Annotated in this window: 22 protein-coding genes, 1 tRNA gene and 1 pseudogene; 13 read left to right on the top strand and 11 right to left on the bottom strand. The window is 57.2% G+C overall.

Annotated elements, in window-relative coordinates:
* Window positions 1-36 precede the first annotated feature (36 nt).
* Window positions 37-246 (top strand): annotated as a pseudogene (locus tag SHIM_RS20490) (hypothetical protein); the annotation flags it as partial.
* Window positions 247-724: 478 nt separating this feature from the next.
* On the opposite strand, the gene SHIM_RS02020 reads toward SHIM_RS20490, so the two are convergent.
* Together SHIM_RS02020 and SHIM_RS02015 are read right to left on the bottom strand one after the other, a co-directional pair.
* Window positions 725-800: transfer RNA gene (locus SHIM_RS02020), tRNA-Thr, on the bottom strand.
* Window positions 801-850: 50 nt separating this feature from the next.
* On the bottom strand, window positions 851-2,509 hold the full coding sequence (locus SHIM_RS02015; protein ID WP_054000966.1) for an ABC transporter permease: 1,659 nt from the start codon (window positions 2,507-2,509) through the stop codon (window positions 851-853).
* A gap of 86 nt (window positions 2,510-2,595) precedes the next feature.
* Here SHIM_RS02015 and SHIM_RS02010 point away from each other — a divergent pair, with 86 nt between their 5' ends.
* Complete coding sequence (locus tag SHIM_RS02010; protein WP_054000965.1) at window positions 2,596-3,471, top strand: hypothetical protein; 876 nt, start codon at window positions 2,596-2,598, stop codon at window positions 3,469-3,471.
* A gap of 48 nt (window positions 3,472-3,519) precedes the next feature.
* On the opposite strand, the gene SHIM_RS02005 is transcribed toward SHIM_RS02010, so the two are convergent.
* On the bottom strand, window positions 3,520-3,804 hold the full coding sequence (locus SHIM_RS02005; RefSeq protein ID WP_054000964.1) for a DUF2312 domain-containing protein: 285 nt from the start codon (window positions 3,802-3,804) through the stop codon (window positions 3,520-3,522).
* Window positions 3,805-4,041: 237 nt separating this feature from the next.
* Here SHIM_RS02005 and SHIM_RS02000 point away from each other — a divergent pair, with 237 nt between their 5' ends.
* Entirely contained in the window at window positions 4,042-4,257 is a 216-nt protein-coding gene (locus SHIM_RS02000; RefSeq protein ID WP_054000963.1) for a hypothetical protein, read from the top strand.
* Between the two features lie 23 nt (window positions 4,258-4,280).
* Here SHIM_RS02000 and SHIM_RS01995 read toward each other — a convergent pair whose 3' ends face one another.
* From SHIM_RS01995 to SHIM_RS01985, 3 genes are all read right to left on the bottom strand, one after another.
* Entirely contained in the window at window positions 4,281-6,326 is a 2,046-nt protein-coding gene (locus SHIM_RS01995) for a 3-hydroxyacyl-CoA dehydrogenase NAD-binding domain-containing protein (protein WP_193749848.1), read from the bottom strand.
* A gap of 130 nt (window positions 6,327-6,456) precedes the next feature.
* The gene (locus SHIM_RS01990) at window positions 6,457-6,681 is read right to left on the bottom strand and encodes a hypothetical protein (protein ID WP_054000961.1); all 225 of its coding nucleotides are present in this window, start codon (window positions 6,679-6,681) and stop codon (window positions 6,457-6,459) included.
* Between the two features lie 83 nt (window positions 6,682-6,764).
* Window positions 6,765-7,094, bottom strand: a complete 330-nt coding sequence (locus SHIM_RS01985) for a TraR/DksA family transcriptional regulator (RefSeq protein ID WP_054000960.1) — start codon at window positions 7,092-7,094, stop codon at window positions 6,765-6,767.
* A 153-nt stretch (window positions 7,095-7,247) separates the two neighbouring features.
* Between SHIM_RS01985 and SHIM_RS01980 the strand changes: the two genes are divergently transcribed.
* The 4 genes from SHIM_RS01980 (at window position 7,248) to SHIM_RS01965 (ending at window position 9,501) form a co-directional block, all read left to right on the top strand.
* Window positions 7,248-8,111, top strand: coding sequence for an MBL fold metallo-hydrolase (locus SHIM_RS01980; protein ID WP_054000959.1), 864 nt, complete (start codon window positions 7,248-7,250; stop codon window positions 8,109-8,111).
* A 92-nt stretch (window positions 8,112-8,203) separates the two neighbouring features.
* A complete protein-coding gene (locus tag SHIM_RS01975; RefSeq protein ID WP_152926397.1) occupies window positions 8,204-8,629 on the top strand; it encodes a YeeE/YedE family protein in 426 nt (141 codons plus the stop codon).
* Window positions 8,629-9,063 (top strand): DUF6691 family protein, encoded by a 435-nt coding sequence (locus tag SHIM_RS01970; protein ID WP_054000957.1) that lies wholly within the window; start codon window positions 8,629-8,631, stop codon window positions 9,061-9,063. The genes SHIM_RS01975 and SHIM_RS01970 overlap by 1 nt, the downstream gene beginning before the upstream one ends.
* A 9-nt stretch (window positions 9,064-9,072) precedes the next feature.
* Window positions 9,073-9,501 (top strand): TIGR01244 family sulfur transferase, encoded by a 429-nt coding sequence (locus SHIM_RS01965; RefSeq protein WP_054000956.1) that lies wholly within the window; start codon window positions 9,073-9,075, stop codon window positions 9,499-9,501.
* 88 nt (window positions 9,502-9,589) lie between these two features.
* On the opposite strand, the gene SHIM_RS01960 is transcribed toward SHIM_RS01965, so the two are convergent.
* The 5 genes from SHIM_RS01960 to SHIM_RS01940 form a co-directional block, all read right to left on the bottom strand.
* A complete protein-coding gene (locus tag SHIM_RS01960; RefSeq protein ID WP_082358234.1) occupies window positions 9,590-10,741 on the bottom strand; it encodes a FliM/FliN family flagellar motor C-terminal domain-containing protein in 1,152 nt (383 codons plus the stop codon).
* Between the two features lie 80 nt (window positions 10,742-10,821).
* Window positions 10,822-13,512 carry an ATP-binding protein gene (locus SHIM_RS01955; protein ID WP_054000954.1) on the bottom strand — a complete coding sequence of 897 codons (2,691 nt, stop codon included), beginning with the start codon at window positions 13,510-13,512 and terminating at the stop codon, window positions 10,822-10,824.
* On the bottom strand, window positions 13,512-13,775 hold the full coding sequence (locus SHIM_RS01950; RefSeq protein WP_054000953.1) for a hypothetical protein: 264 nt from the start codon (window positions 13,773-13,775) through the stop codon (window positions 13,512-13,514). The genes SHIM_RS01955 and SHIM_RS01950 overlap by 1 nt, the downstream gene beginning before the upstream one ends.
* Entirely contained in the window at window positions 13,772-14,140 is a 369-nt protein-coding gene (locus SHIM_RS01945; protein WP_054000952.1) for a response regulator transcription factor, read from the bottom strand. The genes SHIM_RS01950 and SHIM_RS01945 overlap by 4 nt, the downstream gene beginning before the upstream one ends.
* A 91-nt stretch (window positions 14,141-14,231) precedes the next feature.
* A complete protein-coding gene (locus SHIM_RS01940) occupies window positions 14,232-15,524 on the bottom strand; it encodes a helix-turn-helix transcriptional regulator (protein WP_054000951.1) in 1,293 nt (430 codons plus the stop codon).
* Between the two features lie 223 nt (window positions 15,525-15,747).
* Here SHIM_RS01940 and SHIM_RS01935 point away from each other — a divergent pair, with 223 nt between their 5' ends.
* The 6 genes from SHIM_RS01935 to SHIM_RS01910 all read left to right on the top strand — a co-directional run.
* Window positions 15,748-17,100, top strand: coding sequence for a substrate-binding protein (locus SHIM_RS01935; RefSeq protein ID WP_054000950.1), 1,353 nt, complete (start codon window positions 15,748-15,750; stop codon window positions 17,098-17,100).
* 117 nt (window positions 17,101-17,217) lie between these two features.
* Window positions 17,218-18,240 (top strand): branched-chain amino acid ABC transporter permease, encoded by a 1,023-nt coding sequence (locus SHIM_RS01930; protein WP_054000949.1) that lies wholly within the window; start codon window positions 17,218-17,220, stop codon window positions 18,238-18,240.
* Window positions 18,241-18,243: 3 nt separating this feature from the next.
* Window positions 18,244-19,443 carry a branched-chain amino acid ABC transporter permease gene (locus SHIM_RS01925; RefSeq protein ID WP_054000948.1) on the top strand — a complete coding sequence of 400 codons (1,200 nt, stop codon included), beginning with the start codon at window positions 18,244-18,246 and terminating at the stop codon, window positions 19,441-19,443.
* A 12-nt stretch (window positions 19,444-19,455) separates the two neighbouring features.
* Window positions 19,456-20,217, top strand: a complete 762-nt coding sequence (locus SHIM_RS01920; protein ID WP_054000947.1) for an ABC transporter ATP-binding protein — start codon at window positions 19,456-19,458, stop codon at window positions 20,215-20,217.
* Between the two features lie 17 nt (window positions 20,218-20,234).
* A complete protein-coding gene (locus SHIM_RS01915; protein ID WP_054000946.1) occupies window positions 20,235-20,990 on the top strand; it encodes an ABC transporter ATP-binding protein in 756 nt (251 codons plus the stop codon).
* A 93-nt stretch (window positions 20,991-21,083) separates the two neighbouring features.
* On the top strand, window positions 21,084-21,649 hold a 566-nt coding region (locus SHIM_RS01910; protein ID WP_152926391.1), incomplete at its 3' end, for an AMP-binding protein.

Raw genomic sequence — 21,649 nt, 5'->3', positions numbered from 1 at the left:
TTTTCGGTCCAAAGCCCCTTTTAAAATTCGGATTAAGTGGGCGGCTTTCCCGTCAATACCTGCCATTCCACCAGACCACGGCGAAAGCTTAGAGTGCTTCGAAATGCCGAGAAGATTGGCATCGCCCGCAAAACTTGCCGGTATTTCGGAGTTGGTCGGCTCAGCTTTTATAGGCGGCGAGATGCCTATCAAGAGCATGGAAAAGTCGGCGTAAGGAATGCCAAATCAATCCCGAAGAGACGCGCTGGTGGTGATGGTTCCCGCCGCCTTAGCAACGACCTCCGCGTCATCGATGGCAGCCGAGGCCTAATCTCCCTCTTCCTCGCCCTCATCGTGCAACAGGTTGTAAATGCCCCAACCAACCGCGCCGATTGCAACAACGCCAAGTGTCGCCGGGTTGAAAAAAATGGAAGCGTCACCCCGATGCTTGCTTTTGAAGTGTCATGCCTAAATCCCTCACAGTTGCTCTGACCTTTCTCCAACCGTCAAAACAGATTGTTTGGACGGTTGGGCAACCGTTCACCTACGGCAAGACATGAGTCAGGTAAGAATCAGGGTCAACAGTGCCAAACGACCTCAAACGTCGAATTGGCCGATTGTCGTAGTGCAGCGATGCAACAGTGCGAATGCAAATCTTGTTGCTTCCGGTGTGCTTCCGGCAAACACCAAGAGAAAAACGCTCACAGAAGAACGCCACGCAAGATATTGATTGTATTTTGAAAAATGGTGCCCCCACACGGACTCGAACCGCGGACCTACTGATTACAAATCAGTTGCTCTACCAGCTGAGCTATAGGGGCACTGGCGGGGGGATACGAAAATTGCTCACGGCCTGCAACCCCCTTTTTGCCTATCGATTAGCTCTTGCCAAAAGTGCGACCGCCGCGAGACCCACCAGCACGATCAGAATGGCCCCCGGACTGGCGTCGCCAAGATTCTCAAGGCTCGCTTGATCGTGCACCTGGGTCGCTAACGTGTCAAAGTTGAAAGGCCGCAACAGCATGGTCGCCGGGAGCTCTTTGACGCAATCCACGAAGACCAGCAACAACGCAGACCCAACAGATCCTCGGATGAGTGGCGCATAAATTTCACGCAAGACCTGACCTTTAGAGCGGCCCAATGACCGTGCCGCCATCGCGAGACTGGGCGGAACCCGCCCCATGGCTCCGTCAGCAGCGCCCTGGGCGATGGCGAAGAATCGCACGCAATACGCCAGAACAATCGCAAACGCCGATCCGGTTAAAATCAAGCCAGACGACCGCCCGGTAACGGCCTCGACGGCGTCGGCCAAGGTGTGGTCGACAGTGGCAAGCGGTATCAGGATGCCAACGCCAAGGACGGCCCCAGGCGCCGCATAGCCTATTGTTGTGACAGGCAGCAAAAGGCGCGGCAGATTGCGTCCTGACAGGCGCACGCCATACACCATGAAAACGCCGGCAAGCACCGTCAGTACGGCGGCAATTCCGCCCACGCGCAACGTATTGCCCAGAGCCCTCATTAGCGCCGGATCCGTCCAGCGATCAGCATTGGCCAATGCGTGATTCAAAATCACACAAAACGGCAGCAGAAACCCAATGGCAAAAGGCAGGAAACACGCCACAAACGCGGCCAACCCAGCGCTTCCCCGCAAAGGCGTGCGCTCCGGTGGGCGATGTCGCGTGGTCAGGCTAAAGAACTGAAACTTGCGCCGACTGACTTTTTCCATGGTCACCAAGAAGATCACCAAACCTAAAACCACTGTCGCGATCTGTGCGGCCCCGCCTGCATTGTTGCTTTCCAGCCAAACGCTAAAGATACCGGTGGTCAGGGTCTGGACCGCAAAATAGTCAACGGTGCCGAAGTCATTTACTGTTTCCATCATTACAATCGCAGTGCCGGCAGCGATTGCCGGGCGCGCCAATGGCAGCCCGACCCGCCAGAACCGGCCAAAGGCACCTGCCCCCAGCGACTGCGCAACTTCTTCGCCAGCGCCGGACTGTTCGCGAAATGCCGCGCGGGCGAGTATGTATACATATGGAAACAACGCCGCCGATAGAACCATGATGGCCGCGCCCAGCGAACGGATTTGCGGAAACCAGTAATCCCGCGCGGTCTGCCAGCCAAACACCTCGCGCAGAGCGGTCTGAACCGGTCCGGCATATTCCAGAAAATCCACCAGTGCATATGCGCCAACGTAAGCTGGTATCGCCAAGGGCAACAACAACGCCCATTCGATCCATCGTCGGCCGACAAAATCATAGCGCGTTGTCAGCCAGGCAGCTGTCGCGCCGATAGTTGCGGAAATCACCCCGACCGCCACCATCAGGATCAGCGTTGTGCGCAAGTACCTTGGCAGAGTGGTGGACATCAAATGCGGCCAGATATTTTCCACGGGGTGAAAGGCGATCCAGATCACCGCTGCAATTGGTGCAAGCACAACCATTGCAATCAAAAACGCCCCCGCAGACCAGGGATCGACCCCCAGACGACGGGGTACAAAAGAGCGTTTGGACAGATGTGTTTCCTTCATTGCGCCCTTCTGTTGCCTGAATCTGGTTTCACTGTCCAGAAACGAAGATATACTAATTATGACCCACGCGGAAAATCAGACTTAAAATGAAGCTCGTCCTCCATATTGGTGCCCATTTCACCGACGAAAACAAGTTGGTCAAAAGCCTCGTTAAAAATACGACGGTGCTGAACGAACATGGCGTGATCGTTCCTGAACCACGCAGCTATCGCCGCCAAATTCGCGACATCATGGACAATGTGGACGCCTATCCGATTTCACCGGCCCACCGCGAAGGCCTGTTGCGGGGTATGATCGGGGACCGCTTGCCGGACCGCGTTGTTCTATCCAACAGCAACTTCTTTGGGGTGCCCCGTGGTGCTGTACGCGAGAATCGGATCTATCCAAACGCCACCGAACGTCTGATGGATTTTTCCCGGATTTTTCACGCCGAAGACATCGAAGTGTTTCTGGCCATCCGTGATCCCGCCACCTTTCTGCCCGCTCTGGTAAATGGCAGCACCGAAAAAGACCTCGAAGTGGTGACAGGAGGCTCAGCCCCTATGGCGTTGCGCTGGTCCGAACTGGTGATGCGGGTACGTCAGGCGCTGCCGAATGTGCCGGTCACGGTTTGGTGCAATGAAGACACGCCATTGATCTGGGAAGAGGTGCTGCGAGAATTCGCCGGTCTTGATCACAACACACCAGTGGAAGGTGGCGCAGATCTGCTGCGTTCTATCATGTCGCCAGAAGGCGGTCTGCGCTTTGAAGAATATGTCGCGACACATCCCGATCTGACAGAAATGCAAAAACGCCGCGTGATTGCGGCGTTTCTGGATAAATTTGCTCTTGAGCACGAGGTCGAAGAAGAGTTGGACCTGCCCGGTTGGTCAGAAGACTTTGTCGAGGCGATGTCCGACATATACGACGAAGACGTCTTTCTGATCGAACGCATTCCCGGCGTCACGCTCATCACGCCCTGACCTCACTTGAGGCAAGCAGTAGCGGCCCCGTCAGGCGCCGCTGCCACGTTAGGACATGCCCAGCGCTTCTTTGTACATTTCCAACACGGCTTCTTCCTCGGCAATGTCGTCTTTGTCACGCTTGCGCAGTGCCACAACCTTGCGCAACACTTTGGTGTCGTATCCACGTGACTTGGCCTCCGCCATGACCTCTTTTTGCTGGTCGGCGATGTCCTTCTTTTCCATCTCAAGACGCTCATAACGCTCGACAAACTGGCGTAGTTCGCCTGCGGTCACGCGATAGCTGCTGTCGGTACTGCTTTCGGTCGGGGTATCGGACGAGAAGTCGGACATAAGAACTCCTGGATGGTGGCCCGGCACAGCGGCCTGACGGCTGGAAACGAAACGGATGTGACTGCTTCGTCAATGTGACGGCAGCAAACGAGGCCGCAACCTAGCGCCCCCCATGCCCCCCTGCAACAGGTGATCTCGCAGTGTGTGACATTTGCGCGTCCAACCGCGCGGACGGCCTTGCGTGCATACCCCTGATACGATAGGCGCCTAGCGCAAGTTACCGCGAGGAGACGCATCATGAGCTGGATTATCTGGGTGGGCGCAGCCATTTCTGTGATTGGCTTGATCGGACTGCTTCTCTCGATTGTCAAAGTGAACAAAGCCCGACGCGCGGGCCTTTCTGACGAGGACTTGCGCATCTCTGTGCAAAAGGTAATCCCATTGAACCTCGGGTCTTTGTTCCTTTCCGTTCTCGGATTGATGACAGTGATCGTCGGAATCTCATTTGCCTGACACTCTCTCGGCACGCGGAAAAGTCACCGTGCCAATTGCCCGCCATTCTTGATAAGATGGTCAAACACCGGATCAGGGGCTGATTGGCTGTCCCCTTCGGCTTTCATCGCCCTCAGCGTTGCCCGAACCCGCACCAACCCCGCTTGCTGTGCAGCCATCATCGGACCGCCCCGCCAACGGGGAAATCCAAATCCATGCACCATGGCCACGTCGATATCGGCTGGCGAGGCCACCACGCCTTTGCGCAGCAAACCAACCCCTGCATTTGCCATCGCCGCAAGGCATCTCGTCTGAATTTGTGTGTCGCTGAATGTTTTGGGGTCGCGCGCCGCCTCGGATCGCTGTTGATGCAAAAAACTATCAAGCTCGGCCGGAACACTCTGCGCGCGATTATCTTCATATTGGTACCACCCGCGCCCGGACGCTCGTCCAGTGCACATCCGCCGCGCCAAAGCCACACTGAGTGTCGCCCCGTTTGCCTGTAGCCACGGCGCCTCAAGCCCCGCAAGGTCAGCAGCTTCAAACGGTCCCAAAGACATGCCCCATTCCCGAATTGCACGATCAACGTCCTGCGGCACCGCCCCGCGCAACACCATCTGCTCAGCAGCGCGCAGCGCCGCCGTCGAGACCGTGTGGCCAATAAGCCCGACATGGGGTGTCACTCGCACAGGCGCTTTGTTCATGGTTTTCAACACAGAGAGCGCGCGCACCACAGTGGCATCTGACGTCTTGACGCCAACAACAACCTCCACACCGGGTGACAAATGCGCCGCGGTTGGGAAATATAAACCCATAACCTCTTCAGGGCATCCGGTTTCCAGCGCCAAAGCGTCTACATCCGCCAGCGGTCCATGTGCCGCCAAAACAGCACCTTCTTTGGACACGCCATCCAATTGCGCAAATATCTGGCGTTCCACTTCGGGGTTCTGCCCGGACGCTTCCAATACAAAGTCCGCTTCGGCTACGGCAACGAGATCATCTCCACTAAACAAAGACGCCTCAATCCGATCCCGCTTTTTCGCCGACAATCGACCGTCGCCAACGGCCTTGTCTAAAAGTAGCCTGATACGCTCCATACCGCTTTCAAGCGCTTGCCTCCCGCGCTCGACACAGACAACATCAAATCCCACCATCAGCGCGGCCACTGCAAACCCAACCCCGACAGCACCAAGTCCGATCACGCCCACAAGTTTAACTGGCTCTACAGCGCCGGACGCCAGCTCCGGAAAATGCGCCGCCCGCCGCTCAGCTACGGCAATGTGGCGAAGGCCCAAGAACTCCGGTGCCTCAACGCGTGCCTTGAACCTCTCTGCTTCAAAAGCCAGACCTGCGTCAAACGGCAACAATCGGCACGCCTCGACACTGTCCAAAATATCCTGGTTGGCGGATTTCGCATGCTCCGGCGCCCGAGCGCGCCACTTCGACAACGCCGCATCAAAAGCCGCAGAATCCGCCAGGCCCTCCCGACGCGCAGCCGTTGGGCGCACACCAAGACCCTCAGCCACCACGCTCTTGGCAAACTCAACCGCAACCTCTTCAAGGTTGCTCTTCACCACATAGTCAAAGAACACCCGGGCCCTTGCGTCCGTCACCGACATCGCAACCCCGGTCAGCATCATTTCAAGCGCGACATCAGCCCCAGCCAGCCGCGGTGCACGCTGGGTGCCGCCAGCGCCACTCATCAGGCCAAGCCCCACTTCGGGAAACCCGATCTTTGCCTGCGCATCTGCCAGCCGATAATGACACGCCAAAACCACATCAAGCCCCGCACCCAGCGCGACACCCGACGCCGCAGCCACCACAGGCAACGCAAATGTTTCGATGCTGATACAAAGCGACGCCGCATCCGACGCACTTTTGGCGCTTAGAGTGCCAATCGGGTATCCCGCACTGAACACACCGCTCGCGCCAATGATCACAACGGCCTGAACCTCAGGCGCGGCCCCGGCCCTCTGTAGCGCCACAATCAGCGCGGCACACACATCAGACGTCAATGCGTTGTTGGGCGGTTCGCTGACCTTCAGCACCGCCACGTTTTCATCAACTGAATAGCCGACCGTTTCCGCCATGCCCCGCTCAGTGCTTTTTGGCAGCCTGTTTGCGTCAGGCCGCAGGATACGCTGAAACTTTAGCGTGCCGTTTCGCTGACGCAAGTCCCGAGGCAATAAACGCCGCCCCAACATGGGTGCAACCGTCAGATTACACCGGCATATTGTCGAAACCGTCCTCGATTTCTTCGTCAAGCATTTCGACATCCAGATCATGGAACCGACCCGGAATTTTTTGCCCCTGCATCCGGATATTCTGTATCACCCGATGCAACTTTTGATGCAGGCCATACCGATCTTCTTCGGTCGCCCCTGTGATCTCTTCAATCAAACGATCACCGTCTGCGATCAACTCCTCTACGCTGATTTGGCTCATGTCATGTCCTCCAACTTGATTTCCTCCTCATGTCCAACGCCTCGTTTGCCGGTGAACATCTTGTCGCCCGTTGGTCTTATGCCTCAGAGTCCGGCTTTCCCTGCGCAGGCCACACACATCGTGGCCTCCGGCACCAGAACCAATCGCGCGGGTGCAATCGCTTCGCCACAAGACGCGCAAACGCCGTATTCCCCAGCCCGAATGCGCTTCAACGCCGCGATGATCTTGCCAACTTCCGCCTCGCTCTGATGACCGAGACCCTCAAGTACTTCTTCGTCTTCAACTTCAACCGCGCGGTCTTCGATGTCCTTAGTATGAGGCGTATCCAACTCCGCTTCGATGGAGTGCAGACGCTCGTCTAGTTCAGCCAATCTCGCCAGAAGCGCCTTTTTGCGCTGTGCAATGTCAGTCATGATAGGACTCCCATAGTGTTGGTCTGGTAGTGTGGGAAAAGCTCTGTGTTTTTGCTTTGACCCAAATCAAGCCTTTGTCACAATCTTAAGTAACGTCCCCTTGAAACACATTCTGAAAATGATATGTGTTAATCAACAACCGGAGGAATCACCGTGAAACCAGATGTCACAGGCTTCTTTGACGACGCCACAAACACCATCTCTTTTGTGGTCAAAGACCCACAAAGCGACTCTTGCGCGATCATCGACAGCGTGCTGGACTTTGACTATTCATCCGGCCGTACCGACACGAGGTCTGCGGATGAGGTTATTGAGTACGTGAAGAAAAACAATCTTCGCGTTGAATGGCTTCTGGAAAGTCATGTGCACGCCGACCACCTCTCGGCGGCGCCCTACTTGCAAGAACGCTTAGGCGGCAAAATCGGCATCGGTGAGAACATCACAATGGTGCAGGACACTTTTGGCAAGGTCTTCAACGAAGGCACCGAGTTCCAAAGAGATGGCTCCCAGTTTGATAAATTGTTTGTCGAAGGTGACAGCCTTCACATCGGTCAGATGCGGGGCGACGTGCTGCACACACCCGGCCACACCCCCGCTTGTCTGACCTACGTCATCGGCGACGCGGCCTTTGTCGGCGACACGCTGTTCATGCCCGATTTTGGGACGGCCCGTTGCGACTTCCCCGGCGGCTCCTCCGAAACGCTTTTCAACTCGATCCAGAAAATCCTTGCCCTGCCCGAAGAGACCCGGATTTTTGTCGGCCACGACTACAAGGCTCCAGGACGCGATGATTATGCGTGGGAAACCACCGTAGGTGATCAAAAGGCGCTGAATGTGCATATCGGCGAGGGCAAGTCGCAAGCCGAGTTTGTCGAAATGCGTGACACGCGGGACGCCACGCTTGCGATGCCGAAACTCATCATTCCTTCGCTGCAGGTCAACATGCGTGCAGGTAAAATGCCGGAACCAGACGAAGAAGGCGATGTCTTCCTCAAAGTGCCGGTCAACAAACTCTAAAACCACTCTGATCCAGCGCGCGATCACTGGCTGATGGCAACACCGGCCACCACAGGACACTTGGAAACGCGGAGACAACAATGCTTCAAACAATCCCCACAGACTGGGTCTGGGGCCTGATCGGCGGACTGCTGATCGGCCTCGGAGGCGCGGTTTATCTACTTGGCAACGGGCGCATCATGGGTGCCTCGGGCATCATTGGCGGACTGGTGGATGGCTCCGGCCGCGCCGCCTGGAAGGAACGCACGGTATTTCTCGCCGGTGTCGTTCTCCTGCCGATCCTGCTTACCCCGTTTTATCGTGAGGTCGACACCCACGCGACGTCCAACGTCGCTGTACTGATCGCGGCGGGCCTTTGCGTTGGCATTGGCACGCGCCTCGCCAACGGCTGTACGTCCGGTCACGGCGTCTGTGGTATTTCACGCCTGTCTCTGCGCGGCATTGTCGCAACGGTCTTCTACATTATTGCGGGCGGCCTGACCGTGGTCTTCTTCCGCCACCTTCTGGGAGTGATCTGATGCAGCGCCTAATCCTTGCTTTCATCGCAGGCGGCCTTTTTGGCGCCGGCCTGTTCATTTCCGGCATGACCGACACCGCCAAAGTTCAGGGCTGGCTTGACGTCTTTGGCAACTGGGACCCGACGCTTGCGTTTGTCATGGGCGGCGCAATCATTCCGATGGCCGTCGCTTGGATGTTCACCAAAGGCCGTCAACCGGTGGTCGGCGGTGAATTCCCTGCCCCGGCGGACCCAAAACTGGGTCGCAATCTCGTTGTGGGCTCGGTCTTGTTTGGCGCGGGCTGGGGGCTCGCAGGTCTTTGTCCGGGTCCGGCAGTCGCCTCACTCAGCTATGGAGGCTGGCCACACTGGGTTTTCTTCGCGGCGATGCTTGCCGGCATGGCGATTGCGCCCGCAGTGCGGACATCCCTAGACACAGCTGTGCCTGCCGAGTAATCAAACGCCATGAATATTCGCCAAATCACAGACCGTTTCTTTGTCGCCCCCCAAATCGAGGCGACCGACATGCAAGCATTGGCCGAGGCTGGCTTCAGCCTCGTCATCAACAATCGTCCTGATATGGAAGTTGGGCTCGATCATGCCTCTTCAGCCATGCAAGCCGCCGCTGAGGCCGCAGGACTGTCCTATGTCGCCAATCCGCTGACGATGGAGACAATGACGCCAGACCGCCAGTCGCTACAAGGGGACTCGGCTGCGTCCGCCACCGGCAAAGTGCTGGCCTACTGCCGATCAGGCACCCGATCTGCGATCTGCTGGACATTGTCGCAGGCTGGCAAAGTGCCTGCCGACGATCTGTTGGCTGCCACCGCCGCCGCAGGTTACGACCTCAGCAACCTTGAGGCCCATCTAAGGGCGAAAGACGCGGACGTATAACGATTAAAGCTCTACTATTAATAACAAAAACCGCGCCAAGCATCAGCCTCGGCGCGGTTTTTTGCATTTCCTAAACTGGGGTTTTGACCTATGTTCCCGTCATGTCGAGATCGGCAAAGTCCGGAAGCTCCGGCAGATCGGAAGCACCTAGGTCATCCAGATCAAAATCCCCTAGATCAGCCAATGGGTCGCCCATGTCAGGCAGGTCAGGAAAATCAGGCAAATCGGGTAGATCCGGCATCACCGGCGCTATTGTGGTCGGCGCGGGCATCTCCATCGGCGCGGCAGCTGTTGGCGCCGCAGCTGGCGCCTTAGCCAAAGGCGGGAAGCCCCCGTCCATATCAGCGTCCTCAGCGGGTTGCACAGGTATGATCGCTTCGACAAGCCGCACGGCGCGCATACCGTTGATTTGCCCTAGACTGACCTCAGTCACCCGCGCACCGTCGCTGGTTTCCAGCGTAGTTTCCTTCATTGCGTCCGATGAAAGCGGCACAATTTGTCCCACCTGCAGGGCCTGCATCTCCCCGATCGACATATTCAAACGCCCGACGACTCCGGTGAGAGTGGCGCGCGCCCGAAGCAATTTGGCCTGAAAGGAATCCGATTTGGTGTCCTCGCCCTGCACTTCTTCGGGCTCTTCTACATCGAGCTCAAAGTCAGGGAAGGCCAGACCGATGGTTCCGGCTTTTGCGCCACCATCAAGGGTTACATCCAACATCATAAAGTGGAAATCATGCGCCTTCAGCGACAATGACAACGTTCGGGTGTCGTCGGTCACCGCACCAAATTTGTAGTGCTGCAGCCACTTTGGCGCCTCGTCCGTATTCAGCAGCGAGACGAACCGCGCCAAAGTATCCTCAATCACTGGCGTCACCAACGCAGCGTCCACCAGCGTGGCCGGCCGCGGCGACGCAGGGCTTGGCAGAACGCGCCCAAGTGTTTGATGTTCAACAAGTCCTGACAGCACCTGAAGATCAATCGCCAAGGCCGCTCTGGCCCCGTTTTCACCTTCAAGAACAGCAAGCAAACAGTCGGAATCCAACATGCCAACCAAGGTTTCATGCGACACCTTGCCACGCTGCACCTTGGTAACCTCGCAGGCCAGCCCCATGCCGTTTTGCGCCGACAAAGCCATACCAAGTCGTATCGCCTTTTCAGGGCTCATTGATCGGGCTTTGTGCCCGCTCAGCCCGTCTAACGCCTTGCGCCTCAAAATAGAAGAATTTGCCGCGTCACCCATGATCGCTGCCTGCCTGTATTGAGTTGACCCCAATCACAGTCATGCCTCAATTTAGTTACCAGAGACTTTACACCGGCGCGCTACTGGGCCGCCAATTGATCTTGATCGGCCAAAACCACGCGAAACGCGGCCCCGCCCTGACCCGGCAAATAACTGACAGTACCGCCAAGGCGGGTCATGATCTCGCGGCAAATCGCGAGCCCTAGCCCGGCCCCACTTGCGCGCTGCACCCCTGCCCGCGCAAATTTTTCAAAAATCACTGCTTGGTCTTTCTTGGAAATCCCATGCCCGTTGTCGATGAAATCCACGGTCACCTGCCCGTTTGATTGACTGACCTCAATGCGCAGTTCCGGGTTCTCTGCATCACAGTACTTCTGTGCATTGCCAATCAGGTTGATGAAGACTTGGCTCAAACGGTCGAGGTCTGTGCGCAACAAAGCCTGCTTATGACCCCGTGTCCTGCGGATGCGCAAGCTGTCCTGCCCGCTTCCGGTCAACGCCGTGGCGATGGCATGATCAAGCAAACCGTCCAGCTTACCGGTCTGCACATTCAGGCTGACTTGGCCGCTCTCCAAGACGCTCAGATCAAGCAGATCATCCAACAAGCGCGTCAACCGAAGCGCCTCATCGTGAATGATGGTGCTATATTTTGTCTGCTCCGCCGCGCTCAGCCGATCAGTGTCCCTCAGGATTTCAGAAAACGCTCGGATCGACGTCATCGGCGTGCGCAACTCATGGCTAACTTGGCTGAGAAAGGCATCTTTCTGCGACGATATCTGGGTCAGCTTGTCGTTGGCCTGCCGTAATTGCCGCGCGGTGCGGCTCAACTCTTGGGACTTGGCCTCCAATTGGCTGGAATGCTCCATGATTTGCGCGGTTTCGTCAGCCACCGCCATCAGGTCTTCGACCGACACTGACGCACCGCCGACGATCTGCTCGACCATCGCATGTGCTGTCGCCACACCAACTGAGCCTGACAGCTCTCGCTCCAGCACTTGCAGGAAATCGGGCGACGGCTCGGGCAGGACACCGCCCATGCCTTGCCTCTTGGCCTCGCGCTCAAACAGTCCCTGCGCCTCTCGCGCCCCCAGAATACGCTGCGCCATGATCATCAAGTCTTCGCTCTGGACCAAATCCCCGCTCCAGCCTTGCGGCGTACCGGAGTGCTCAAACACGTTGACAAACTGTGCGCCCTGCAACCGCTCCACCGGCGATGGAAACCCGCCCAGAGACACCAGAAAAAAGGCAAGCGCGTTCAATAGGATTGACCAGAAAATCGCGTGCACTAGCGGATCCATTCCAGTGATCCCGAAGAAAGCCTGTGGTCGCAGCCAACCGATGCCCAGTGGCCCCTGCGCCAACAAGGCTTCTGACACCAAAGTACCCGTGCCAAAGCTTGGCAACAGCAGCGCATATGCCCAGATTACAAAGCCCACGGTCAATCCGGCAAACGCCCCCAAACGGGTGGCACCGCGCCAGAAAATGCCACCGATCAGAACTGGCAGAAACTGTGCCACGCCAGCAAAGGAAATGAGCCCGATAGACGCCAGCGCAGTCCCGCCACCAGACATGCGGTAATACAGGTAGCCCAAGGTGACCACCGCCCCGATCGAAATCCGGCGCGACAACAGCACAACATGGCGCACATCCCCCGACACAGTGGCGCCGCCAAAGTTTGAGTTCAGCCAGATCGGCATCACGATGTGGTTTGACACCATCGTGGACAAGGCAAGCGCTGCCACAATCACCATGGATGTCGCGCTTGAGAACCCACCAAGGAACGATAGCATCGCCAAGCTGTTGTTGCCTGTCGCCAATGGCACCGTCAGCACAAAGAAGTCGGGGTTTGATCCAGCTGGCAACAAGTCCAACCCGACAACGGCAATAGGAACCACAAACAGGCTCATCACCATCAGATAGGCCGGAAAGGCCCAACTTGCGGTGCGCAAATGGTCCTCGCTGTCGTTTTCCACGACCAAAACCTGAAACATGCGCGGCAAACACAAGAACGCGGCAGCGGACAAAAATATCAACGTGGCCCAGCGGTCTCCCTCGATCTGCCACGTGCCGATTTTGCTCGCATCAATGCGTTGCAGAATGTCTCCGACACCGCCGCCAATCCCCCAGACCACGAACACACCGACGGCCAACAGCGCGAACAGCTTGACCACCGCCTCCACTGCGATGGCCATAACTACACCGTGATGACGTTCGTTCACATCCAGATTTCGGGTTCCGAATATGATGGTGAACAACGCCAACCCGGCAGCCACCAGAAGCGCGTTACTCTCCTGCTCTCCCAGAGGTGCGCTTGCATCATAAACATCTGAAAATACAGCAAAGCTGACAGTCACGGATTGCAGTTGCAAAGCGATATAAGGCGTCGTGCCAATCACTGCCAAAACGGTGACGCCAACCGCCAACAAGTTCGACTTACCATAGCGAGACGAGATCAAATCAGCGATCGAGGTCACGCGCTGCGTGCGTCCGATGCGCACCAATTTGCGCAACACCCACCACCAACCGACCATCACCAGAGACGGCCCGATATAGATCGTCAGATACTCCAGCCCCGACCGCGCCGCATACCCGACCGCGCCATAAAACGTCCAAGCGGTGCAATAGATCGACAACGACAGCGTATAAACTATCGGCGAGCGCAGCCAGCCACCTTTGCCCCGGATTGCGGCCCGCTCCGCCGCAAAAGCCACCAGAAACAAAAAGGCGACATAGACCAGGCAGACAAGGACCAGCATGTTTAGCGTACCCATCAGCTGCCGTCCCCGTCCGCATCTCCGCCATCACGCAGAGCCCGTGCCAGAAAGGCGCTCATCAGAACAAGCCCCAACCAGACCAGAAATACGTAAACAACTGCATCGGATGTAGAGATCTGTTCGGCGCCGTCGGTGCGCCACAACAGCGGCACAGCCCACAGGATAGCGCCAATCACCGGACACATGCGGATCAGGTCGATCAAACGCCGACGGCGATAACTTTGCCGCTCAAGGAATAAGTGTTTAGGACGCTCGCTCACCCGGTCACCAGATCGCGCACCGCCTCCAGCACTTCGGAATTGGAAAACGGTTTGGTCATGAACCTGCTAGCACCGGCGCGCTCGGCCATTTCGCGGTCTTTGACCTGCCCCTTGGCCGTCAGCATCAGAACCGGCAAATCCACGAGACCTTCGACCTCGCGCAGTTCGCGCAGGATTTCATATCCAGTCTTGCCCGGCAGCATCACGTCCAGAATGACAATATCCGGCCGGCTCCCGACTACAACGCCAACGGCATCATGCCCATTGGAATGGGTTGCCACAGACCAGCCGTCGCGGGACAGAATGAAGCTGATCGCTTCTATGATATTGGGTTCGTCTTCAATCAGAAGAACGCTTTTGCCCATGTAGCCTCCCCTCCCCGAAAGTCTCATGAGTGCCGGACTATTCTTAGCGGGGTCTCGTGAAAAGCCAAGGAGAATTACAGTCTTATAGCAATCAAGCTAACAATGACGGCTCCCGACGCCCCTCACATCCCTGACTGGGACAGACGCGACAGGTTGAACCAACTTCGTACCCATCGACCGCGTGGGCTTCTTGCGGGATAATCAACATGTAGCTGTGGTACAGCGGCGGCGCGTCAACCCGCATCGGACCAATCGGGTCTGCCACAGCAAAGCATTCAAAACTGCGCGCATCTCGCCCAGTGACCGTAACGACCTGTCGCAAGGGTTGCATTGGCCGCGCAAGCGCCTGAAACAAGGGCCATTTCGGACAAGCTGCCGAAAACCGTGGCATTGGAAACCCGTCCACCGCTTTGCGCAGCATCAATGTGCCTGCCCCGTCGCACATCACCAGGCCACAAGCCACGGGCAACACCTCTTTTGAAAACGCCGCCATCCGACGCAATACCACCGCCAACGGCACGCCTGCCATATTGGCAATATCCACCGGCGCCGCGCCGAGCTCTGCCACCAGCACCTCCAACCGCCCCGCAGGCAATCTCCGTGCATCGTCCAGCAGCTGACGGATCACGGTCATTGCCATCCCTTGCGAAGGCTCAGATGTCAGCTCCGTCTGGCTCTGAACAAATTTGCGCAGCTCGGTTGCGTCCGCCTCGACCAGATCGTCAAAACGGAACCCATGTGTCGACAGCATCGCGTCGACCTCTTCCGTTGGCAACGTCAGACTGGCCGCTGCATCACCCGCCCCGTCGAGATAAGCCACCAACTGTTGCGAACTGTCTGCCAAACGCTGACTGTCCTCGTTCAGATTGCGGTGAAACCGGGTCTGCCACTCCGGCTCAATCTCGCCCGGTTCCGCCAGAATGCCAGCGGTCGAGCGGATGGCCGTTACCATGGTCAGCATTTCGTGCATCGACGTCGCAAGGTGCGGATCATGCGTCAAGCGATCTGTCAGCGTCACTGCGGTGCGTTCCAGATTTTCGATACGGCTATGTTGCCGTGCGATCAACGCCGCCCAACCTGGAAACCGTCCGGCAAACTCGTCCGCGCGGTCGACTTCAGCACCCGCCTGCGCCCCGTCCGCCGCGGCTTCTTCCAGTGTGGATATCAGCCCCGCTTCGGCGCCCTCGCTTAGCAAAGACGTCTCGACTCCCAACTCCATCGCAATGTCGACAAGCAGCTTGCCGCCGATTCTACGCCGGTTGTGTTCGATCAGATTGAGGTAGCTCGGCGAAATCCCAACCGCTTTCGCAAGCTCGGCTTGTCGCATTCCTGCCACCGCTCGCCTTTCACGGATACGGCTGCCTGTCAAAGTGTCGCGCCCCATGGGAATTTCCTAACGTTAATCAACCACTTTCTGCAGCGCAGAATAATTTATTTACAGAATGCTGCACAGCTTCGCGAATTACTTTACAAAAAAATTGTGTCTTTGAAAGCAGTTGTTGCGAAATTTTCGAACTCCACCTGATAATGATTTTGCACATAAGTGCGCGCCGACCGCTGGGGAAGAGGAGCCCTGACGCCGGCGAAATACGAAACGGGAGGATTACATGTCCAAAACCAATTACACACGTCGTGGTGTGCTGAAGACCGGTGCCGTTGCAGGTGCCGGCGTTGCGCTTCCGACCATCTTTACGGCTCAGTCCGCTGCGGCCTACACAAATGAACCCACCGGTTCGACAGTTACTCTGGGCTTCAACGTGCCACAGACCGGTCCCTACGCTGACGAAGGTAGCGACGAGCTACTGGCACAGCAGCTCGCTGTTGAGCACCTGAACGGTATGGGTGACGGCGGCTGCCTGAACACATTCTCGTCCAAAGCTCTCAAAGGCAACGGCATCCTCGGCAAGAAGGTCGAGTTTGTCACAGGCGATACTCAGACCAAATCGGACGCCGCTCGTGCATCCGCCAAGTCGATGATCGAAAAAGACGGCGCTGTCATGATCAACGGCGGCTCTTCCTCGGGCGTTGCTGTGGCTGTTCAAGGTCTCTGCCAAGAAGCTGGCGTGATCTTTATGGCGGGTCTGACCCACGCCAACGACACCACTGGTAAAGACCGCAAAGCAAACGGTTTCCGTCACTTCTTTAACGCCTATATGTCCGGTGCCGCACTCGCGCCCGTTCTGGCCAAAGAGATGGGCAACGACCGTAACGCGTATCACCTGACCGCTGACTACAACTGGGGCTGGACCCAGGAAGAGTCGATCGTGGCCTCCACCGAAGCTCTGGGCTGGAACACTGTAAACACAGTGAAAACGCCTCTGGCTTCCACGGACTTCTCGTCCTACATCGCGCCAATCCTGAACTCTGGTGCCGATACTCTGGTTCTGAACCACTACGGCGGGAACATGATCAACTCGCTGACCAACGCGGTTCAGTTCGGTCTGCTCGACAAAGTCGTGAACGGCAAAGACTTCAAAATTGTTGTTCCACTTTACTCCGAGCTTATGGCCGCTGGTGCGGGCGAGAACATCAAAGGCGTTCTTGGTTCCATGAACTACAACTGGCAGCTGCAGAACGAAGGTTCCAAGCAGTTCGTCAAGTCGTTCGGCGAGAAGTATGGCAAGCCGCCATCCAACTCGGCACAGACCTGCTACGCTCAGGTTCTGCTCTATGCTGACGCATGTGAGCGTGCGGGCACGTTCGACCCATGTGGTGTTGCAGCGGCTCTGGAGAACTTCGAATTTGACGGTCTGGGCAACGGCAAGACGCTGTACCGCGCAGACGATCACCAGTGCTTCAAAGACGTTCTGGTTGTGCGCGGTGCGCAGAACCCGACCAACGCCTATGACACGCTGGAAATCGTTGAAGTTACTCCTGCTGACCAGGTTACTTACGCTCCGAACCACCCGATGTTTGGTGGTGACGAAGCAACTCTGGGCACCTGTAACTCAGGCACATAAGCCACCCCTAAAAGCCAGCCGGTCGCGCATCTTGCGCGACCGGTCCTGCCTTTATCTGGCGTCGCCACTCCGCCGCGCACAGCGCAGGCAGCTTTCACAATCAACAGGTCGAAGACAATGGACGCATTAATCCTGCAGATCCTGAACGGGCTCGATAAGGGCTCTGCCTACGCGCTGATCGCGCTCGGGCTTACTCTCATTTTCGGCACATTGGGCGTCGTGAACTTTGCGCATGGGGCGCTGTTCATGATTGGCGCTTTCTGTGCTGTGTCGCTCTCCAAGCTGCTACAGTTCAGCTATGTGACGATCGACGAAACCCAAAAGGACTTCCTAGGCAATCCGCTCAAAGTCGAAACACCCTATATCGAAAGCTGGTTTGGCCCCGAACTCGGCGCCTCGATCATCGACTGGTCCGTGCCGCTATCGATCCTTTTGGCAATTCCGGTGATGATCCTTGTCGGTCTGATCATGGAACGCGGCCTTATCAAACACTTCTACAAGCGCGAGCACGCTGACCAGATCCTCGTGACCTTCGGCCTCGCCATCGTTCTGCAGGAAATCGTGAAATACTATTTCGGCGCCAACCCGATCCAGACCCCGCCGCCGGACGCCTTGATGGGTGTATCCAACCTCGGCGCTTGGTTTGGGTTTGACCTGCCTTATCCAAATTGGCGTATCGTCTACTTCTGTTTCTCGGCATTGGTGATCACGGGGGTCTTTGCCTTCCTGCAATTCACCACCTTCGGCATGGTTGTCCGCGCTGGCATGGCAGACCGTGAAACCGTTGGCCTGCTCGGCATCGACATCGACAAACGCTTCACTGTCATGTTCGCGATTGCTGCCTGTGTGGCGGGGCTTGCTGGCGTGATGTATGCACCGATCAACCCGCCAAACTATCACATGGGCATGGACTTCCTTGTCCTCAGCTTCGTAGTGGTTGTGGTTGGTGGCATGGGCAGCCTTCCCGGCGCCGTGCTGGCCGGCTTCCTGCTGGGTATATTGGAAAGCTTCGCTTCTACGACCTGGGCGACGACGACCCTGCCTGGCATCAACCAGATCATCATCTACCTTGTCGCGATCATCGTGCTGCTGACCCGTCCACGCGGGCTCATGGGCCGCAAAGGCGTGATGGAGGAATAAGACATGCTTGGACTAAATAAAAACGACCTCACCCTTCTCGCGATCGTCGCGGTGCTGACCCTGTTTGCACCCTTCATCCTGAACCCTTTCCCGGCCGACAGCGCCATGGCGCAGTTTAACGCGGGCTATCCGGACCTGATGCAACGCTTCATCATCTTTGGCATTTTTGCCATCGGGTTCAACATCCTCTTTGGCCTTACCGGCTACCTCAGCTTCGGCCACGCGGCCTTTCTGGGTGTCGGGTCTTACGCCTCGGTCTGGATGTTCAAATTGCTCAGCTACAACGTGGTGCCGGCGATCCTTCTGGCGGTCATTGTCGCGGGTCTTTTCTCGGTTCTGATCGGCTACGTCAGCTTGCGTCGCTCAGGTATCTACTTCTCGATCCTGACACTCGCCTTTGCGCAGATGTCTTTTGCACTGGCCTATTCGGTGCTTTCAAACCCGCGGTTCAACCTCACCAACGGGGAAACCGGCCTGCAGGTCTACAAGAACGACCCGCAGATATTCCACGGCGAGAACATGCAGGACTTCCCGCATTTCTTCGGGATCTATATGAACAGCACGCACACGATGAACGTCGGCGCCTGGAGCTTTGATTTCAACGCAGGCTACTATCTGTGCGCCATTGTGATGATCCTGGCCTTCTATCTGTCGATCCGCATCTTCCGCTCACCGTTTGGCATGATGCTGCGCGCGATCAAATCCAACCAGACACGCATGTCATACACTGGCTTGAACCCGCGTCCGCACACTCTGGCCGCCTTTGTGATCTCCGGTATGTATGCCGGCCTCGCTGGTGGCCTGATGGCCGCGATGGACCCTCTCGCGGGTGCAGAGCGGATGCAATGGACCGCCTCAGGCGAAGTTGTTCTGATGACAATCCTCGGCGGAACAGGGACCTTGATCGGTCCGGTTCTCGGCGCAGGCTTCATCAAATACTTCGAGAACATCTTCTCCAAGATCAACGATACAATCCTGCACCAGTGGTTCGCTTTCCTACCGGACGGCATTGAAGACTTCGTTGTCTTCATCATCCACCCCTTCATCGGCAAAGGCTGGCACCTGACTTTGGGCATTCTCTTCATGCTCGTCGTCGTTTTCCTGCCCGGTGGACTTGTTGAAGGCGGTCAACGCATCGGCAAATGGATCAAGTCGCGCGGCAAGTCTGACGACTCCACCGCCTCCACTGAACCCGCAGAATAAGGAGACTGACAGATGGGAATTCTCGAAGTCAAAGACGTAAATAAGCGGTTCGGTGGCCTTCAGGCGCTCGGTGACGTGAACCTTTCAGTCGCCGAAAACAGCGTACACGCAATCATCGGCCCCAACGGGGCCGGGAAATCCACCCTGCTGAACTGCCTTGTCGGCAAGCTCATCCCGGACACTGGGTCTGTCATGTTTGACGGCCAGTCTGTGCTGGGCCGCAGCCCCCACGAGATCAACCAGATGGGCATTTCCCGCGTGTTCCAGACCCCCGAGATCTTTGGCGATCTCTCGGTGATGGAAAACATGATGATCCCGTGTTTCGCCTCTCGCGATGGCTCGTTTCGCTTGCACGCAGTCGAAAACATGATGAACGAAAAGGATATCGTGGAAAAAGCCGAGGCGATGCTTGAGGACATGAACATGATCGACAAGCGTCACATGCACGCCAACTCTATGTCGCGTGGTGACAAACGCCGGATGGAAATTGGTATGTGCCTCGCTCAAGAACCGCGCTTGCTGTTGTTGGACGAACCCACCGCCGGTATGGCGCGGGCTGACACCAACAACACAATCGACCTGCTCAAACAGATCAGCGACGAGCGTGACATCACCATCGCCATCATTGAGCACGACATGCACGTCGTCTTCTCGCTGGCGCAGCGCATCACCGTTCTGGCTCAGGGTACACCTCTGGTCGAGGACACCCCCGAAAACATCAAAGGTCATCCCAAGGTGCGCGAAGCTTACCTTGGCGAGACCCAAGTGGCATAAACGGGAGGAGATTTCTGATGAACGTCAAACCCGACTTTTCCAAAGGCCATAACATGGCCGAAACCGCCCCTGCCTTCCTGTCGATCTGGAACATGGAAAGCTACTACGGCGAAAGCTACATCGTGCAGAACATCTCGTTCAACGTGCACGAAGGCGAAATCCTTGCGCTGCTGGGCCGCAACGGCGCTGGCAAGACCTCGACCCTGCGCTCGATTGCGCGCATGGACGACCCTCAGGTCACTCACGGCGAGATCTGGCTGGACCATCAGCCGCTTCACCTGATGAAAAGCCACGAGGCCGCGCAGGCAGGCATTGGCCTTGTTCCCGAAGACAGGCGCATTATTCCAGGCCTGACAGTTGAGGAAAACCTACAGTTGGCCCAAATCGCGCCGCCCATCGGCTGGTCGATCGAACGTCTCTACGATCTGTTCCCGCGCCTTGGCGAACGCCGCAAACAAGAAGGCGTGACCCTGTCAGGTGGCGAGCAACAAATGCTCTCTATTGCACGCGCTCTCTCGCGCGACATCAAAGTGTTGCTTCTGGACGAACCCTATGAGGGCCTCGCGCCAGTGATCGTGGACGAGATCGAAAAGACTCTGCGCATCATCAAGGAACAGGGCATCACCACGGTGATCGTCGAGCAAAACGCCGTGCGTGCACTCGAACTGGCGGACCGTGCGGTGATCCTTGACACCGGCTCCGTGGTTTTTGACGGTGCGGCTGACGAAGTGCTGCAAAACGCAGAACTGCGTGCGGAATATCTGGCGATCTGATCGCAAAAAACCGCTGGCTGCGCCCAAGGTCGGATTGACAGTCCGGCGCAGCCGCCTACCCTCGCCTCAAACATGAATTCACGAGGTCCATCTATGTCTGACAAAACCTTTGCACCCACCGCAGAAACGGCCGCCAACGCCCACATTGACGCGGCGCGCTATGAGGAGATGTACGCCGCTTCTGTCACGGACCCTGAGGGGTTCTGGCGCGAGCACGGCCAGCGCGTGGATTGGATCAAGCCCTTCACGACGGTGCAGAACACCTCCTTTGCGCCCGGCAATGTCGACATCAAATGGTTTGAGGACGGCACGCTCAACGTGTCTGCCAACTGTATCGACCGCCATCTGGAAACCCGCGGCAATCAGGCCGCGATCATCTTTGAACCCGATGATCCCAACGAGCCGGCGCAGTCAATCACCTATGCCGATCTGCACCGCCGCGTCTGCCGCATGGCCAACGTGCTGGAAACCATGGGCGTGCAAAAAGGCGACCGCGTTGTCATCTATCTGCCGATGATCCCCGAAGCAGCCTATGCCATGCTGGCCTGTGCCCGCATCGGCGCGATCCACTCGATTGTGTTTGCAGGCTTTTCCCCCGATGCGTTGGCCGCGCGGGTGAATGGCTGCGACGCCAAGGTTGTCATCACCGCCGACTCCGC

Source organism: Shimia sp. SK013 (assembly GCF_001292625.1).
Lineage (GTDB): Bacteria > Pseudomonadota > Alphaproteobacteria > Rhodobacterales > Rhodobacteraceae > Shimia.
This window is presented reverse-complemented; position numbering and strand designations above follow the sequence as displayed.